17 protein-coding genes are annotated in these 15,671 nt (G+C 66.8%); 6 read left to right on the forward strand and 11 right to left on the reverse strand.

Features of this window, described 5'->3' with window-relative positions; genetic code table 11:
• Positions 1-35: 35 nt before the first annotated feature.
• Entirely contained in the window at positions 36-734 is a 699-nt protein-coding gene (locus LI337_RS18880; RefSeq protein ID WP_227231485.1) for a DUF4013 domain-containing protein, read from the reverse strand.
• A gap of 126 nt (positions 735-860) precedes the next feature.
• Here LI337_RS18880 and LI337_RS18885 point away from each other — a divergent pair, with 126 nt between their 5' ends.
• Positions 861-1,700 carry a potassium channel family protein gene (locus LI337_RS18885; protein ID WP_227231486.1) on the forward strand — a complete coding sequence of 280 codons (840 nt, stop codon included), beginning with the start codon at positions 861-863 and terminating at the stop codon, positions 1,698-1,700.
• A 44-nt stretch (positions 1,701-1,744) separates the two neighbouring features.
• On the opposite strand, the gene LI337_RS18890 is transcribed toward LI337_RS18885, so the two are convergent.
• From LI337_RS18890 to LI337_RS18900, 3 genes are all read right to left on the reverse strand, one after another.
• Positions 1,745-3,082, reverse strand: a complete 1,338-nt coding sequence (locus tag LI337_RS18890) for a PAS domain-containing protein (RefSeq protein ID WP_227231487.1) — start codon at positions 3,080-3,082, stop codon at positions 1,745-1,747.
• A 76-nt stretch (positions 3,083-3,158) separates the two neighbouring features.
• Entirely contained in the window at positions 3,159-4,076 is a 918-nt protein-coding gene (locus LI337_RS18895; protein WP_227231488.1) for an SDR family NAD(P)-dependent oxidoreductase, read from the reverse strand.
• A gap of 78 nt (positions 4,077-4,154) precedes the next feature.
• Positions 4,155-4,316, reverse strand: coding sequence for a C2H2-type zinc finger protein (locus LI337_RS18900; RefSeq protein WP_227231489.1), 162 nt, complete (start codon positions 4,314-4,316; stop codon positions 4,155-4,157).
• Between the two features lie 200 nt (positions 4,317-4,516).
• Between LI337_RS18900 and LI337_RS18905 the strand changes: the two genes are divergently transcribed.
• The 3 genes from LI337_RS18905 (at position 4,517) to LI337_RS18915 (ending at position 7,699) form a co-directional block, all read left to right on the forward strand.
• The gene (locus tag LI337_RS18905) at positions 4,517-4,945 is read left to right on the forward strand and encodes a DUF2267 domain-containing protein (protein WP_227231490.1); all 429 of its coding nucleotides are present in this window, start codon (positions 4,517-4,519) and stop codon (positions 4,943-4,945) included.
• Positions 4,946-5,039: 94 nt separating this feature from the next.
• Positions 5,040-5,690 (forward strand): DUF7504 family protein, encoded by a 651-nt coding sequence (locus tag LI337_RS18910; protein WP_227231491.1) that lies wholly within the window; start codon positions 5,040-5,042, stop codon positions 5,688-5,690.
• A complete protein-coding gene (locus tag LI337_RS18915; RefSeq protein WP_227231492.1) occupies positions 5,675-7,699 on the forward strand; it encodes a CHAT domain-containing protein in 2,025 nt (674 codons plus the stop codon). Before LI337_RS18910 ends, LI337_RS18915 begins: the two co-directional genes overlap by 16 nt.
• Before the next feature lies 1 nt (position 7,700).
• Here the strand turns inward: LI337_RS18915 and LI337_RS20035 are convergent, their stop codons facing one another.
• Together LI337_RS20035 and LI337_RS18920 are read right to left on the reverse strand one after the other, a co-directional pair.
• On the reverse strand, positions 7,701-7,829 hold the full coding sequence (locus tag LI337_RS20035) for a hypothetical protein (RefSeq protein WP_264475159.1): 129 nt from the start codon (positions 7,827-7,829) through the stop codon (positions 7,701-7,703).
• Between the two features lie 87 nt (positions 7,830-7,916).
• Entirely contained in the window at positions 7,917-8,228 is a 312-nt protein-coding gene (locus LI337_RS18920; RefSeq protein WP_227231493.1) for an HTH domain-containing protein, read from the reverse strand.
• Between the two features lie 356 nt (positions 8,229-8,584).
• Between LI337_RS18920 and LI337_RS18925 the strand changes: the two genes are divergently transcribed.
• The gene (locus tag LI337_RS18925) at positions 8,585-9,352 is read left to right on the forward strand and encodes an FAD-dependent oxidoreductase (RefSeq protein WP_227231494.1); all 768 of its coding nucleotides are present in this window, start codon (positions 8,585-8,587) and stop codon (positions 9,350-9,352) included.
• 48 nt (positions 9,353-9,400) lie between these two features.
• On the opposite strand, the gene LI337_RS18930 is transcribed toward LI337_RS18925, so the two are convergent.
• From LI337_RS18930 to fer, 3 genes are all read right to left on the reverse strand, one after another.
• Positions 9,401-10,840 carry an MATE family efflux transporter gene (locus LI337_RS18930; RefSeq protein ID WP_227231495.1) on the reverse strand — a complete coding sequence of 480 codons (1,440 nt, stop codon included), beginning with the start codon at positions 10,838-10,840 and terminating at the stop codon, positions 9,401-9,403.
• An 863-nt stretch (positions 10,841-11,703) separates the two neighbouring features.
• Positions 11,704-12,516, reverse strand: a complete 813-nt coding sequence (locus tag LI337_RS18935; RefSeq protein WP_227231496.1) for a DUF7537 family lipoprotein — start codon at positions 12,514-12,516, stop codon at positions 11,704-11,706.
• An 83-nt stretch (positions 12,517-12,599) separates the two neighbouring features.
• Positions 12,600-13,322 carry a ferredoxin Fer gene (gene fer, locus LI337_RS18940; RefSeq protein ID WP_227231497.1) on the reverse strand — a complete coding sequence of 241 codons (723 nt, stop codon included), beginning with the start codon at positions 13,320-13,322 and terminating at the stop codon, positions 12,600-12,602.
• Between the two features lie 119 nt (positions 13,323-13,441).
• Here fer and LI337_RS18945 point away from each other — a divergent pair, with 119 nt between their 5' ends.
• On the forward strand, positions 13,442-14,104 hold the full coding sequence (locus tag LI337_RS18945) for a hypothetical protein (protein ID WP_227231498.1): 663 nt from the start codon (positions 13,442-13,444) through the stop codon (positions 14,102-14,104).
• An 88-nt stretch (positions 14,105-14,192) separates the two neighbouring features.
• On the opposite strand, the gene LI337_RS18950 is transcribed toward LI337_RS18945, so the two are convergent.
• Positions 14,193-14,360, reverse strand: a complete 168-nt coding sequence (locus LI337_RS18950) for a hypothetical protein (protein WP_227231499.1) — start codon at positions 14,358-14,360, stop codon at positions 14,193-14,195.
• 225 nt (positions 14,361-14,585) lie between these two features.
• A complete protein-coding gene (locus LI337_RS18955) occupies positions 14,586-15,491 on the reverse strand; it encodes an acyltransferase (protein ID WP_227231500.1) in 906 nt (301 codons plus the stop codon).
• Between the last annotated feature and the right edge of the window lie 180 nt (positions 15,492-15,671).

A 15,671-nucleotide genomic window follows, 5' to 3' on the forward strand; every position in this document is an offset into this window, starting at 1 on the left:
GGCGGTCAGATCACGTCGGCGACCACGTGACGTGATCAGATCGCTTCCGTGGCGGTCGACTGCTGGCCCGTGTCCATGCCCGTCACCTTCCCGAAGGCGCGCCCGAACATGTAGAACACCGCCACGTTCACGTAGAACTGGATCGGCGGGACGAGCAGTGCCCCGAGGCCGAACGTCACGAGGACGAGAACGGTCGTGACGGCCTGTACGACGAACGCGATGACGAACGGGACCAGCCACGCGACGAGGTAGTCGACGCTCAACAGGACGTCCGTGAGGTCGCCGACCGCGAAGGCCGCACCGACGCTGTCCTCGACGGCCATCTTCGTCAGTGCCGCCGGGACGAGGTAGTACAGGAGGAACAGCGCCACGGAACTGAGCAGTATCCCGAGCAGGCCGATCCCACCGAGGATGCCCGCCGCCGCGTCGCTCCCACTGCCCGCGCCGCCGAGGCCGATCGCGACGCTGACACCGATCAGGAGGAACGGCACGATGCCGTAGACGAGCGTCACGGCGACGCCCTTCAGACCGTCGACGAACATCTCACCCCAGTCGTCGAACGCCGGGGGTTCGGGGTCGCCGTGCGCAGACGACGCGAGGACCCTGACGAGGTAGCCGAACAGGAGGATCACCGGGACGACGAGGAAACTCCCGAACAGGAGGAGCGATCCGATCACGATTCTGCCGAGTGCGCTGTCCCCCGCGAGGGGGTACGAGAGTCCGTCTTCGAGCATCGTCACCAACGACACCAGTTCACCTACATAAACGTTTGGAGGTTGATGTATCACCGAAACGAGAGACAGTCGGGAGAGTCGCCGACCAGCACGCCTACAACGACCGGACGAGACGTTCCGACAGCGATGCCGCGTGCCTCGCCCCCCGCCGACGCGACCACCCGCGAACAGGTCCGCTTCTACCTGATCGACCACGAGACGTGGCTCGGCAAAGGGATCGACGTGGCGCTCCTCGTGCTCAATCTGGTGTTCGTCGGCGTCTTCGTCGCCGAGACGTACGATCTCCCGGGGCGACTCGACGAGAGTCTGTGGACGGTCGAGGTCGCCATCGCGCTGATCTTCCTCGGGGAGTACGTCCTCCGACTGTACGGCGCGGAGAACCGACTCGCCGAGGCGACGAACGCCTACACCGTCGTCGATCTGCTCGCCATCCTGCCGACGCTGTCTGTCTTCCTCGTGCCGGGGGTCGGCGCGGTCGCACAGATCGGCTTCCTGCGTGCGGTGCGAGTCGTCCGTGTCCTCCGGTTCTACCGGTTCACGCGGGACGCGGAGTTCTTCTTCGGCACCGTCTCCGACAACACGCTCCGGGCGGTCAAACTCCTCTTGACGGTGCTCGTGCTTTTCTTCGTCTCGGCGGGACTGTTCTACAGCGCGGAGTCGGGTGTGAACCCCGGCGTCTCGACGTTCGGCGACGCCTTCTACTACACCGTGGTCACCCTGTCGACGGTCGGCTTCGGCGACATCATCCCGGCGACGCGACTCGGGCGGTGGGTGACGGTGGCGACGATTCTGGCCGGTGTGATCCTCGTCCCGTGGCAGGCCAGCAAGATCGTCCGCGAGTGGGCCTACGCCGAGAAGGTGAACGTCACCTGCGAGAACTGCGGGCTGGCACACCACGACCCGGACGCCTCACACTGCAAGGCCTGCGGCCACGTCATCTACCAGGAGTTCGACTCCCGGCAGTGACACCGACCGCGTCGGTCGGGTGGGTCCGAGGCCGACGCGTCCGGTCACTCGTCTCGCGGCGACGACCGCTCGCCGCGGAGTGCCGAGCCCTCGTCTCGTGCCTGTGCGAGCAGTCGCCCCACGTGTGCCGAGAGGAGCGCGACGAACTGGCGTTCCGCCTCGGTGAACGCCGCCCGTGGACTCCGATCCGCGAAGCAGAGCGTCCCGTACAGCGTGCCGTCGCGGTAGACCGGTTCGCTGAGGTAACAGCCCATCCCGTGGCGGTCGTGTGCCGGATCGTCGGCGAGGTCAACCGCCTCGGGGTCGTGGAAGGCGAACGCGTTCGCACCGTCGAGACTGTGCCGGCAGTACGACTCCGAGAGCGAAGTCGTCTCCCCCCGCTCGAACGTCTCGGCACCGTCGGCGCGGACGATCTCGTGGTGGTCTCGCTCCCTGTCGACGAAGACCAGGTGCGCGTTCTCCACGTCGAGGGCCGCCCGGCCCAGCGCGAGTATCGACTCGATGCGGGCGACGGGCGACTCGCTCGCGTCGTGTGCGACCGTCCGCGCCTCGCGGCGTGTCTCACGGAGTCGGGTCTCGGTCTCGGTCTGCCGGTGTCTCTCGGTCACGTCGCGCTGAAGACCGAGGAACTTGTCCACCTCGCCGTCGACGGTGACGGGGATGATCTGGAGTTCGTTCCGGAAGGGGGTGCCGTCCCGCCGGTAGTTCTGCAGTTCGACGAACGCCGGCCGGCCGGTGTCGACTGCCTGTCGAATCTCCGCGAGTGCCTCCGGTTCGGTGTCCGGACCCTGCAGGAACCGGCAGTTGCGACCGAGGGTCTCGTGTTCCGGGTAGCCGGTGAGGCGGGTGAACTGCTCGTTGGCGTAGACGATGGGGTTGTCCGGCTTCGAGGGGTCGGTGATCGTCACGCCGACCGACACCGCGTCGAGGGCGATGTCGCGGAGTCGGACGTCGTCGGGCATCCGGTAGTCCGACATCGCCGAGACGAGTCGGGCGACCGGCGAGTCGGCGGGAGCGACCGCCTCGCCCTCCGCCGCGTCGCCGGTCGTGTCGAGTGCGGTGACTACTTCTGATCGCGTCAGGACGCCGGTCACCTCGGGGTCGTCCAGCGTGGCCCCCGCCCCGTCGTCCCGGTAGACGAACACCGGCAGGTCCGCGTCGTACGACCTGACGCGCGACAACCGAGTCGGGAGTCGGTCGTCGTCGACGACGACCACACAGTCGGGATCGACCGACGCGAGTGTGTCTCCGGCCACGTCTCCGCCGAGCGACACCACACCGACTCGCTCGTCGAGCGTATCGAGTTCGGTGAGCGGGGCTGGCACTGGCTCGGAGACGAGGAGGGCGACGACGACTGGGTGGTTCGACGGGGGTCCGGTCATAGAATCGACGTATCTGTAGACTGGTAGTCCCACCGACAGAAAAGGCTGGCGGCAGTTCTGCCCGATATCGGTACGCTCAGTCGGATTTGCGGCCCGCGACGAGCGGTTCGTCGATGTCCAACAACTCGGCGCTCCGGACCCACAACCGGCGGGCGTTCTCCGGATCGCGCGCCTCGCGTGACGGTTCGGTCGGTCGCTGGTTCGAGAAGTACCGCCCGGACAGGTCGCCCGCGCGAGGCGAGACGGCGAGATAGAGCAGTTCTGCTGCGCCGTCCGCGACCGACGTGATACCCGGGAGTCGATCGAGCGCCTGCACGAGTCGCGGCAGTGGCCCGGGGAGAAAGCGCATAAAGCCACTGCCGGGGATCGCGCCGGGGTGGACGCTGTTCGCGGTCACGTCTCTCCCCGTCGCGTCGAGTCGGCGCGCGAGTTCCGCCGAGAAGAGGACGTTCGCCAGTTTCGAGTGGCTGTACGCGCCGAACGTCGAGAACCCGTCGGGACGTGACACCGCGTCGAGGTCGAGGGTCGCGCCCTGGTGGGCGGCCGACGCCGTGGTGACGACTCGCGCGCCCGGAGCGAGGTGATCGAGGAGTTCGGTCGTCAACAGGTACGGCGACAGGTGGTTGACGTGGAAGGTGCGCTCGACGCCGAGGTCGGTCAGTCCGCCGTCGCGGAAGACGCCGCCGGCGTTGTTCACCAGCAGGTCGAGTCCGTCGGTCTCGCTCCGGACCGTCTCCGCGAGGGTCCGGACAGAGGAGACGCTGGTGAAGTCCGCCGCGACGAACTGTGCAGTCGCGCCGCGTGACTCGATGTCGGCGACCACGTTCCGCCCGGCCGACTCGTCGCGGCCGTGGACGATCACGCTCGCGCCGAGGTCGCCGAGTGCCACTGCGGCGAGTCGGCCGATGCCACTCGTCGACCCCGTGACGAGGGCCGTCGTCCCGGACAGGTCGACGTCGCGGACGCCCGCGAGGTCGAGGGGTGAAGTGCTCACGAGCGTCGGTAGGGACGCCGGGGGCAAAACGTTCGCTCCGGTTCGTCGGTCGACGCCGGCGACGCGTCCCGTGATCGGTCAGCGTCGACTGAACCGGAGGTCGTGGCTCGGGTCTTCGGCGACGACCCACCAGTGAACGTCGTCTTTCGGGTGCCGGCGGTCGACGTGACTCTCTAACTCCTGGCCGGTTTCGAAGTCACGGCCACAGAGATTACAGCGGTGGTGACGCTTCGAGGGCATACCTCTCGGTTCGCGCCGGAGCGGCCTAAGGACTCGCCCGGACACGCACGGGCGGAGTGCTCTCGTTCGGGGGCACACTGGCCTGCTCTCTCGTCGAGTCGTCGACGACTGAGGCGTACGTCGACCGTAGCCGGCTATCGACTGGTACGTACACTGACGCTCGGCGACGTGATACCTCCCGGACGCTACAGGTGACAGTCATGGACTTCGACGAATTCACCGGCACGATCCAGCACCGCCTCGAACTGCCCGGCACCGGCGAGACGGTCCGGGCGATACGCGCGACGCTCTCGACACTCGGTCAGCGTATCCCGGCCGGGGCCGCCGAGGACTTCGCGGCCTCCCTCCCGATGGAGATCGGCTGGTACATGACCGGTGCGGTGTCGGAACACGGCCAGCGGTTCGACTGGCGGGAGTTCCTCGACCGGGTGAGCGAGATCGAAGGGGCGGAGCCAGCAGACGCGGCCCACCACGCCCGCGTGATCGTCGATCTCTCGGCGAGTATCGTCCCCGAGTCGGACCTCCAGCAACTCCGCGACCAACTGCCGGAGTCGGACGCCGACGAGAACTGGGGCCAACTGTTCGAACTCGTCGACGCGGGCGGGTGGGAGGCGACACGCGGCGAGTGAACGCCGCGAGCGCACATTCGACGACGGCGAGAACGGTAATACTCTCGACACAGCCCGCAAATTTTATTTAGCGACTCACACTATCTGTGGGACGATGAGTCTCGGGGGGTCACCACGCGGGCCGAAGTCGGAGTTCGACGAGGCGCTCGACGACCTGCGGGACGGGGCGACCATCCTCGTCGACTGTGGCCTCCCGGACCGGGAACTCCGCGAGGCCGCCCGGAAGTTCTTCGGCCGGGCGGGCGTCTCCCGACCGCGTGTCCTCCTGCTGTCGGAACCGACTGTCGGCGAGACGGACGACTGGTTCCCCACGGATCGGTCGGACTCGGCACGCCACGTCGTCGACGTTCGTCCGCCCGCCCGGTCGGCGAGTGTCGTCGACGACGTGTCGTGGGACGGCGGGAACCGGGACCTCGAAGACGTGACGAGCGATCTCCTCCAGACGGTCGTCACCGCGACGATGTGTCGAGACTACCCCGGCGACCTGCGGGTCGTCACAGACCTGCGTGGACTGGTCCGCCGGCACGCCACAGACAGCGTCGAGCAGTTCGGCCGGTCGGTCGCCGGGACGGTCACGGGGTCGGGTGGGCGACTCCACCTGCTCGTGAACCGGTCTGCCGGGCCGGTGTACGGCCGACTGCGGGACTTCGCCGACGCCGAAGTCGAACTGGAGGTGCGCGACACACAACTCGCGCAACGGTGGACCCTCCCCGACTACGGGACGACGCCGTGGATGCGATTTTGATCGACATCGAGGAGACCGAGCACGGTGTCGAGATATTCGATCAGATCCAGCGGACGCGCTTCGAGTTACACTTCGACGGTGCGGTCGGTCCGGCGGAGACGGACGTATTCGAGTTTCCAGCCAAGGAGGCCGTTCGCCTCGAGACAGGGCGGGTGACGGTCCCCACGTCGGCGACGGTGTGGGCACGCTCCGACGGGGAACACTGTGCAACGACGACGGTCGACGATCCGGAAGTAGAGATCCCACTCGAGTCCGGACTGCTCCAGTTGAACGTCATCAGTGCCCCGATGAAGGTGTATCTGGTCGCGACTGGGCCCGTCTCCGTGCAGACCGGGTCTTCGAAGACAGTCATCGCTACCGAGGGAGACGGGTTCACACTGGGAGTCCGGTCGCCACACGACTTGCCTGCCGCCACAGTGACCACGACCGACGATCCGGTCGACTTCATGCGTGCAGTCTCCACGTTCGGCTCCGGATTACAGACGACGAGCCCAGAGCGCTCGTGGCAGACGCTCCGCGGCCATCCGCCGGAACTACAGCTCGGCGACGAACTCGACATCCCGACCCACCTGGACCGGCCACAGACGGACATTCAGATCGAGGTGCCACCAGCACTCGAATCCGTCTTCGCTGTCAGTACGTTGGCCTACTACCTCGGCGCAGAGGTCGTCCCGGCCAGCGAGGAGTCGACACTGATCGTCGGCGACTCCCGCTATCGACTGGGGGCGGAAGTCCCACTCCATCGGGAGGCGTCAGAGCTGCTCAGACATCTGTTTCTCATGGATACGATCGTCCGAACCGAGGGAATCTACCGGATCGATCTCCACGAACGCAGCGAACTGACGAAGGAAGTGGAACTGGACGTCCCCGAGTTGTACTCGCTCCCCATCGCGGCCCGAACCAACGAGTATCTCGACGTCGACCGACGTGTCAGTGCGAACTGTCTCTCGGGGTGGCCAGTGACGACGACCGTGACGCCGACCGCCGAGAACGGAACGTTACTCCCCTACCTGGTCGACGAACTCTCTCTCGTCCACCCGCCAGAGACGAAAGAAGTCGTCGAGGCCACGCCGACGCTGGAGGGGTTTCTCCGGAGCGACAACGACGCCCCGGCACGGCAACTTCTGTCCGCGTCCGACGTGGAGACCCCCCGGCACCAGTGGGTCGGGAGGGACCTCCCGCTCCACGCCAGTCGTCCGACGAAGGAGTCGTTCAGACGCCGGTTGCAGCGGACGCCGAAAGAAGAGGCCGAGATATCGATCACGGTCGTCTGTAACGACGATCAGATGCTCGACGAACTCTCGGCGGACCTGTATCCGGACCCCGAGTTGATCTCGTTCGACCTCTCGACCAGAACTCAGCTCACGAGAGACGAACTCACACAGGTCTTTCGCGGGACGGACGACTTCGTCCACTACATCGGCCACGGACGGGAAGACGGCGTTCAGTGTTCCGACGGGTGGCTCGACCTCCGGGAGATAGCGGAAACGGGGGTGGAAGCGTTTCTGCTCAACGGCTGTCAGTCACTCCGGCAAGGCGAAGCACTCGTGGAGGCTGGTGCCATCGGTGGCGTAGTGAGTCTGAGCGACGTCGGGAACACCCGTGCTTCGAGGCTGGGTCGGGAACTGAGCAAACTCCTGGCGTACGGTCACTCTCTGGGTATCTCGCTCCACGTTCTCCGGCAGGTCGACCTGGCACAGCAGTTCGCAGTCGTCGGACTCGATGGGTTCTCGCTGTGTCAATGCCCGGACGGTGCACCGAAACTACTCCACGTACGGGATCTATCAGCCCCCGTCGTCGCGTCCATGTACGCGTATCAGACCGAGTTGTTCAAGCTGGGGTCGGTCACTCGACCACACCTGGACGGAACAGACTGGTATCTGAACACGGGGTACATAGACGAGTACGAGATATCGAGTGAGGAGAGTCACGACTTCTTCACCGCGTCCAACTTCCCAGTGATCGTCGACGGAACGCTACGGTGGTCCCAACAGTTGTTCACCGACTGAGTTACGGTCCGTTCCCGGAGTGGCTCCCGGCGACGACCGGCATCGCCAGCAACGCCAAGGTCGTGAGCGTCACGAGAGCCTGCAGTAGTCGTGGGTGATTCTTCAGCGTGGTTTTGGCAGTCGTCTTCATGCCCACTTCTTTCTGTACCGCAAATGACAGTAAATTTATCTAAAAGATTAGCACAGGACGAGTATTAATGCATTGAAAAGTTCGAGTTCACTGCCAGAACTGACGCGCTGAATCTTCTAGTTGCTCGGCGGAAACACGCTCCCAGCAGGCGGTCTCGATCCCGACGAACGCGTCGGCGAGTTCGGTGTCCCCGAATCGGTAGCCACGGTCGGTCTCTGCGAGGAGGCCGACCGACTCCAGATGGTCGACGTGGTTCCGTACCGTCCGCGTCGAGACGCCCGATAGCTCCGCGATCTCCCGCAACGACCGCGCCCGGTCGTCGTCCGCCCGCGCGAGTGACCCGACGATCTGCACCACCGCTCTGGACGTGAGCACCGCCGCCAGTCCTGACTCTGTCACGTTCGGTCGTTCGAACCACTCCGGGATAACTGTCGGGGCGGGGCAGAATATTCCTGGTGCGAGAGCGTTAATCTCGAAAGTAATTTCGAGAATCTCGAAACAGAATTCGCGCGTCACAGGGCTTCTATCCCCTGAAAACCGCAAAAGAACCAGTAAGTATATCTTGGTCCGCACTGTATCTCTCTGTGCAGTCGTTGCCCACGGATGCAATCGGGGTGCTATCGTGCCCACGGTTCCCCCGATTTCTCCTCAGGTGATCCGATCCTCCGACGTCGCACGTGTCTACCGGTCGGTCTCCCCACCGAGTCCGTCGCGGGACCGAACCTGCTTTATCTGTTTAGGCCCGCCTAAAACACATGGAGACCGATCAGACGACGGCCGACGTGGTAGTAGTCGGTGGCGGCGTCGCCGGGTTGTCGGCGGCGACGTTCACCGCGCGGGCCGACCTCGACACCCTCGTCCTCGACGCCGGCGGGTCGATCCTCCGCCGGAACGCTCACCTGGAGAACGTCCCCGGCTTCCCCGCCGGGATCGACGCGCGCCTGTTTCTCGACTTACTCTCCGAGCAAGCCGAGCGTGCCGGGTGTCGGCGCGTCGAGGCGACAGTCACCCGCCTGCGCCAGCGGGACCACGAACCGGACCGCCCCCGTTTCACCGTCGAGACCGCAGACGGCGACCGGTACGAGTCGCGGTACGTCGTCGCCGCGACGAAGAACACGGTCGAGTACCTCACGGGGGTCGACGGCGTCGAACTCGTGGATCGCGGCAAGACGTTCGTCGCCACCGACGAACGCGGTCGGACCGGCGTGCCGGGACTGTACGCCGCCGGACGACTCGCCGGCAAGCCGCACCAGGCGGCCGTGAGCGCCGGCCACGGCGCGGAGGTCGCGGTGACGCTACTGGAAGACGACGAGCGACCCTTCTACCACGACTGGGTCGCCCCTGACGGCTACTTCACGGACCGCGGCCGGGACGTGCCGCCGGGTTGTGAGGAGATCGACGCGACCGAACGCGAGGCGCGAGACGCCGAGTCGCGCACGCTACTGCGGGACCGACTCGCCGAACCACATCCGTCGGACCAGCCGACACACCCCAGTCTCGTGGACGACGAGCCTTCGGACTAGTTCGGGACGACGAGCACTCGAACTCGTTCGGGACGACGAGCCTTCGGACTAGTCCGTCTCGGTCGCGCCCGCGTCCGGGCGGAACGCCCTGCTCCTCGCCTGCCACGCGCCGCTCCGGAAGCGCGCGAGCGTCACGAGTGCCGGGACGGTCGTCTCCGCGAGCAGTGCGAGTTGGAGGCCGACGACGCCGAGTGCGGTCACGGTCCCGGCCCACGCGACCGGGAGCGCGACGAGATACAGCCCCGCGAGGGTGGCGAGAAACGGGATCGTCGTGTCGCCCGCCCCGCGTAAGGTGCCCGTCACGGAACCGTCGATGCCCAGCGGGATCACGCTGAGCGCGGCGACCGCGACGAACGCGGCGGTCAGTGGGACGTCGGCCGGATCGACGAAGACGCCGGCGACCGGTTCTGCGACCGCCACGACCGCGACGCCGGCGAGGACGTAGACGACCGCAGAGAGTTTCGTGATCTCCCAGCCGTAGGTCGCGGCGTCGGTCTCCGCCCCGTCGCCGAGTGCCTGCCCGACGAGCGTCGAGGACGCGATGGAGAACCCCCAGCCGAAACTGTCCAGCAGGCCACGCACCTGTCTGGCGACCCCCACGGCGGCGACCGCGACCGGACCGAAGACGGCCGCGATGGCGAGCAGTGGGAAGACGACACCCGCCTGTGCGACCCGGCGCGCGACGAGTGGCCCGCCGATCCGGACGAGTTGCCGGACGAGTGCGAGATCCGGCAGGCCAGCGAAGCGGAGCGGGAGCGGACTCGCGCCCCGGCCGAGATACGAACGCCCGGTCATCCCCCACGCGAAGACGCAGGCGACGATCACCGTGGAGACGGTGGTGCCGACCGCCGCGCCGGCCACGCCGTAGCCGAGACCGAGGACTAGGACGCCAGAGAGGAGAATGTTCAGGAGGGCCCCGGAGACGCGCATCGCCATCGGGGTGCGGGTGTCGCCGACCCCGGCGTACGTCCTGGAGGCGACGAGGTTCAGCGCCTCGAAGACGAGACCGGGGGCGATCACTGCGAGGTAGACCGCCCCGTAGCCGAGCGTCTCGCCGCCGAGAGAGTCGCGGCCGAGACCGAACAGCGAGACGAGCGTGTCGGCTTCGAGTGCGTAGAGGAGCGCGACCGGCACCGCGAGCAGGAGGGTGACGAGGATACTGGCTTCGACGGCCTGTCGTGCCCGGTCGTCGTCGCCGCCGCCGTAGTTCTGCGAGACGAGCGAGATGGTCCCGCCCGCCAGGCCGATGAAGGCGAACTTCCCGACCGCCCAGTAGGCGTTGGCGAGGGTGACGCCGGCGACTGCGGTGGGACCGACCGCGATGCCGACGACCGCGAGGTCGACGGTGCGCTTCGACATGATGGCGAAGCCGGTGACCACGCGGGGCCACGCGAGCGCGGTGGTCTCTCTGAGTCGGGACTCCTCGATGATGCCAGCGCGTGCGAGGAGGCCGGCGAGAAACGCGACGAGTGGGTGGCGGCTGTCCACAGCGTGTGGTGGGTCGGGAGTGACAAACCGATTCCGACCTGCACTGAGGTCGTGGTCTTGGTCTTGGTCTTGGTCTTGGTCTTGGTCTTGGTGGGTGGCTGTGTGTTCGCTGTTACTGTGGTGGTCCTAGGCTCGCAGACCACGCTCACGACCGACACTGCACCGTAGACCGCATCCGCGACCACACCACAGACCGCAACCACGACAGCACCGGCACCGCAGACCGCGACCGCGACAGCAACAGTGACCGCGACTGCACCGCTACTCGATCCGGTGCAACCGGAATACTCGACCGCATCCGCGACAGCACAGCACCGCGACCGCAACTGCGACAGCACCGCGACCGCAACTGCGACAGCACCGCCACCGCACCGCCACCGCAGACAGCACCGCACCTCGTCCTCCCCAGCCTCGGCGGGGGTTCTCCGCACCGCCCACCCCCGCCTCCCTCGCGCGCGAGGAACCGCGCGCGCCGAAACTTGGCGAAACGCTCACGCCACGCTCGTCACCCAACCACTCGCCGACGACCGGGAATCCGGGCGGACGCGATCTGGTGACGACCGAGACCGGGCAGTGTCCGAGCGACAGCGAGTGACCTGCCCGCAGTTCGGTCGTCAGCAGTCGGGGAGGTGTGGGGAGCTACTGCGAGTGCCGGATTCCGACCCGCGAGCGTCACGCTGGGTGACCACCAGTAGCGACACGATCGGTCGCACATCCGGGTGGGACTTTCACCTCTCGTTTCGCACGACGTATTCGACCAAGTTCTCCACGACAAATTAGACGACGCTCTCCACGACGTATTCGACAGAGTCGTCGCCAGCTCACCTCCCTGAAGCATCCCCGCAAGATCCGACGCAAAAGACCTAGTACCCGACTGCTGTCTCGGAGCGACTCTCCGCCTCCTCGAGCCAGTCCGGGTCGGGGACCGTCGTCGAGCCGACGTCGGTCAACTCGAAGCGCCACTCGGCGCGCACTTCCTCACCCGACTCGGTCTCGCCGACCAGCGTCCACCCGGTCGAGCGTGCCAGTCCGTCCTCGTCCACGAGGCTCATCAGCACGAAGTCGGTGACGGTCACGTTCTCCTCGCCGCCGAACGCCGAGGTGCCGTACTGCCGCCAGAGCAGCGGATCGCGGTACTCGTAGCGCGTGACGGAGACGCCGTCGAAGGTCTCGGTGCCGACCATCTCGGCGTCCGAGAGGTCGTCGTAGGCGAAGGCCGCACCGCGCGAGAGGGCGACGTCGATCGGATCACCCGCGAAGGGCGTCACCTGGTAGAAGACCTCCTCGTCCTCGCCGAACCGGGTGTAGCTCGTCCCGTCCGCGACGAAGCGCTCGTAGCTCGTCGCCGACGCACCCTCCACCGAGAGGACCTCGCTGGTTCGGTTGCCCGCGACGTCCACCCGGTAGCTGTTCGACATCGTGGTGGTCTCACCGTCTACCTCCGTCACGGTGAAGGTCCACGTGCTCGTGAAACTGCCCGCCTCACGCAGGATGGTCTCGGGGTCCGCCACGTCGAACTCGTCGTCCGCACCGGAGTCGCCGGCCCCGCCGGAGCCGCCACCGCCGCCGGATCCACCCCCAGTGGGTGTCGCGTCGGTCGGTACGTCCGCGCCGGTACAGCCCGCGAGCACGAGCAGTAGCGCCAGTGCTATCGAGAGTATCTGTGTTCGTGTCATCACGTCCGAGACGACGCGAGAGAGCTTAACGTAGTATCCTCGACAGATACTGGTGGGCGGGGGACATCGCGGCGACTCCCTCCTCAGTCCGTGGGTGACGCCTGTCCGAACCGCCCGGTCGGGAGTCGGAGTTCGTCCAGGTCGGGCAGGTGTTTCACGTTGAAGACGACCCGGAGGTCGTCGGAGACCGGCCCGTCGAGACAGGAGAGCCGGAAGCCGCGATCCAGCATCTCCCGTGGGAGGATGTGCCCGCGCTGGTCGGGCATCTCCCCCTCGACGACCGCGACCGCGCAGTTCGAGCAGGCTCCGCCCCGGCAGGCGTAGGGCCAGGCGAAGCCCCGCGCCTCGGCGGCCTCCAGCAGTGTCTCACCCTCCTCGACGACGAACCGACCGTAATCGACCGGGTCCAGGTCGGTCTCGCTCGCCTTCTCGAAGAGGTCCTCGTCGTCCAGACTCCACCCCAGGTCGACGATCGCCTGATAGTCGAGATACTCGACGCGTGCGCCGGTCTGCTCGGCGTCCGCGTCCTCCGGGTCGGACTCGCTCCCGTCGGCGCTGTCACTGCCGTCGCTCTCGGCGCTTTCGCCCGACCCGTCACTCCTGTCGCCCGCCGCTTCGGCGACTTCGAGTTCGTCGTCCACGTCGCCGGCTTGAATCCGGGCGTAGGCGTCCTGGACGCGCTGGAACTCCTCGGCGGAGCCGCCGTGATCGGGGTGTGACTCCTTCACACGCTGGCGGTACGCGTCCACGATCTCACCGTCGTCGGCGTCCGGGTCGACACCGAGTACCTCGAACGGGGTTGCCACGAACCGTGGTTAGGCCGGCACCGGTATAGGTGCCACGGCACCGGCACGGCCCCGCCCGGTGAACGGGAGCGTGGTTCGGACGGACAAGACACTTACCGGCGACGGGCGAGCGTCGAACTATGCGCCCTCCACACACGCGCAGATCCGTCCTCTCGGCGGTCGGTGCGGCCCTCCCGGTCGCACTCGCCGGTTGTCTCGCGGGGACGCCGGGCGACGATCCGGCGACCGGTGACGACTCGCCTGCCGACGACGGGTCGCCCGAGGAGTCACAGACCGACGAACAGCCCACGGGGTCGACGCCGCGCGGCCGGCCCGAGGTGGACTGCGCGACGGCGTCCCGGCCGCCGGTGTCGCCGATCGGCGACGCGGAGACGCCGACCGACGCCTCGCGCTACCCGGAACGACCGGACTCGGTGGCCGACGAATCCGCAGTCGAGACCTACCTGACCGAGTACGAACGCGCCTACCGTCGGAACAGCCTCGCCGAGGGGTACGGCGAGGAGTTGACGACCGCCGGTGTCCCACTCGGCAGCACGCGTGTCTTCGACTCGCGGGAGGGGTCGGCGGTCGTCCGCGTGCGCTACCAGTACTACTACGAGTACTCGGACGACGACCCGGATACGACAGCAGTGATCCACGCCGACTCCGCGACGACCTACGCGACCTACTACCTCGACGACCGAGTGCTGGTCCGTGCCGAGGAGACCGGGCGACTGGCCGACGAGTCCGTCCTCCGGCCCGACCCGTGGTCGAGCGGCACGGTGGTCGAGTGCTGGGAGTGACCGACAGAGCGGCTACTGCGACGCCGACCGACCGGCTACTGCGACGCCGACAGAGCGGCGTCCGTCGGCGGGACGGCGGCCGAACGTCTCACTCTTCGGCGGGTGCGACGTCCTGCCAGGAGGACTCACCGAAGAACGACTGGAGTGCCATGAGCGCGCCCACGTACGTTCCGAGGACGACGACGACGAACGGGACCACGAGTGCCAGCACGAGACTACCCAGCGGGTTGGCTCCGAGCAACTGGAGGAGGAGCATACCAGAGGATCGACTCCACTGACGAATAGTATTGTCGAATTCGGGCACAACCATCTCGTGTCCGTGAAGACGACCCCTGTCTCAGACGACTCTGGACTCGGCACGTCCCGAGCGACACGCACACGAGTCGGTGCCGTCGCGGACTGTCCCGTGGGTCCCGCGTCGGGTCGCAGTAGACGACGGCACGGGCCCCGCGAGCCACGGCACCGTCCGCGGTGAGTGGGGTTACTCGGGGTCCGGTGGCGTCAGATCGCGCTGGAACTCGTCGAACTGGTCGAAGTCGTCGGGCAACTCGTACTCCACCACGCGCTCTGCGCTCCGGTTCTCGCCGCCGGCCTCCAGCGGTTCGGCCACCGACTCCCACCCCGGCTTGACCTTGATACTCTTGGCCGGCGACCCGACCGCGATGTGGTGGTCCGGGACGTCGCCCTGTACGGACGCCTTCGCGCCGACGACGGCGTTCTTGCCGACCCGGCAGCCAGCCCGGATCATCGTGTCGAAGGTGACCCGCGCGTCGTCGTCGATGATCGTGTGGTAGTTCGTCACCTGCGTCTGGTCCACGATGTCGTGGTCGTGTGAGTAGACGTGCGCGCTGTCGGAGATGGACACCCGGTCGCCGATGGTCAGTTTCCCCCGGTCGTCGAGGTGCACGTCGTCGTGGACGACAACGTTGTCGCCCAGCGAGATGTTGTGGCCGTAGGTGAAGCTGATCCCCTTGAAGAAGCGACAGTTGTCCCCGCACTCCTTGAACAGGTGGTTGGCGAGCATCTGGCGGAAGCGAAGCGCGAACTCGATGTTGTCGGCCATCGGCGTGGCGTCGAACTGCCGCCAGAGCCACTGGAGGTACTTCGACTGCTTGAACCGGAGTTCGTCCTTCTCGGCGTAGTACTCCGACTCCAGCGTGGCGTTGCAGGGGTCGTACCCCTGCAGTCGGACGCGCGTCGCGGCCGAGACGGGTTTCCCCTTCTGCCAGCGCTCGTACGCCTCCCGGTCCCCGTAGAGATCGACGAGAACGTCCTGCACCACGTCGCAGGTGTCCTCCTCCGAGGAGAGTCGTTCGTCCACCTCGTCGATGAACGCCTGTACTCCTTCCTCCGCCTCGGCGGGGAGAGAGACGTGTCGCTTGGTCATTGTCCTTCCTTGGCTGGCGTCGTTGAAATGAATTCTGTTGTGCGAACCCGACGCCGGACCGTACGACTCGACCACCCGAGCGGACTCGCGGTCCGTGCGCCCTCCGACGCGGTCGTCGGTCCACCGCCGGCCTGTCTGTCAGTCGATCCCGCCGGCGAAACGTGAGGTCTTTGCCTTCGA

The sequence above is a fragment of the Salinirubrum litoreum genome (assembly GCF_020567425.1).
Lineage (GTDB): Archaea > Halobacteriota > Halobacteria > Halobacteriales > Haloferacaceae > Salinirubrum > Salinirubrum litoreum.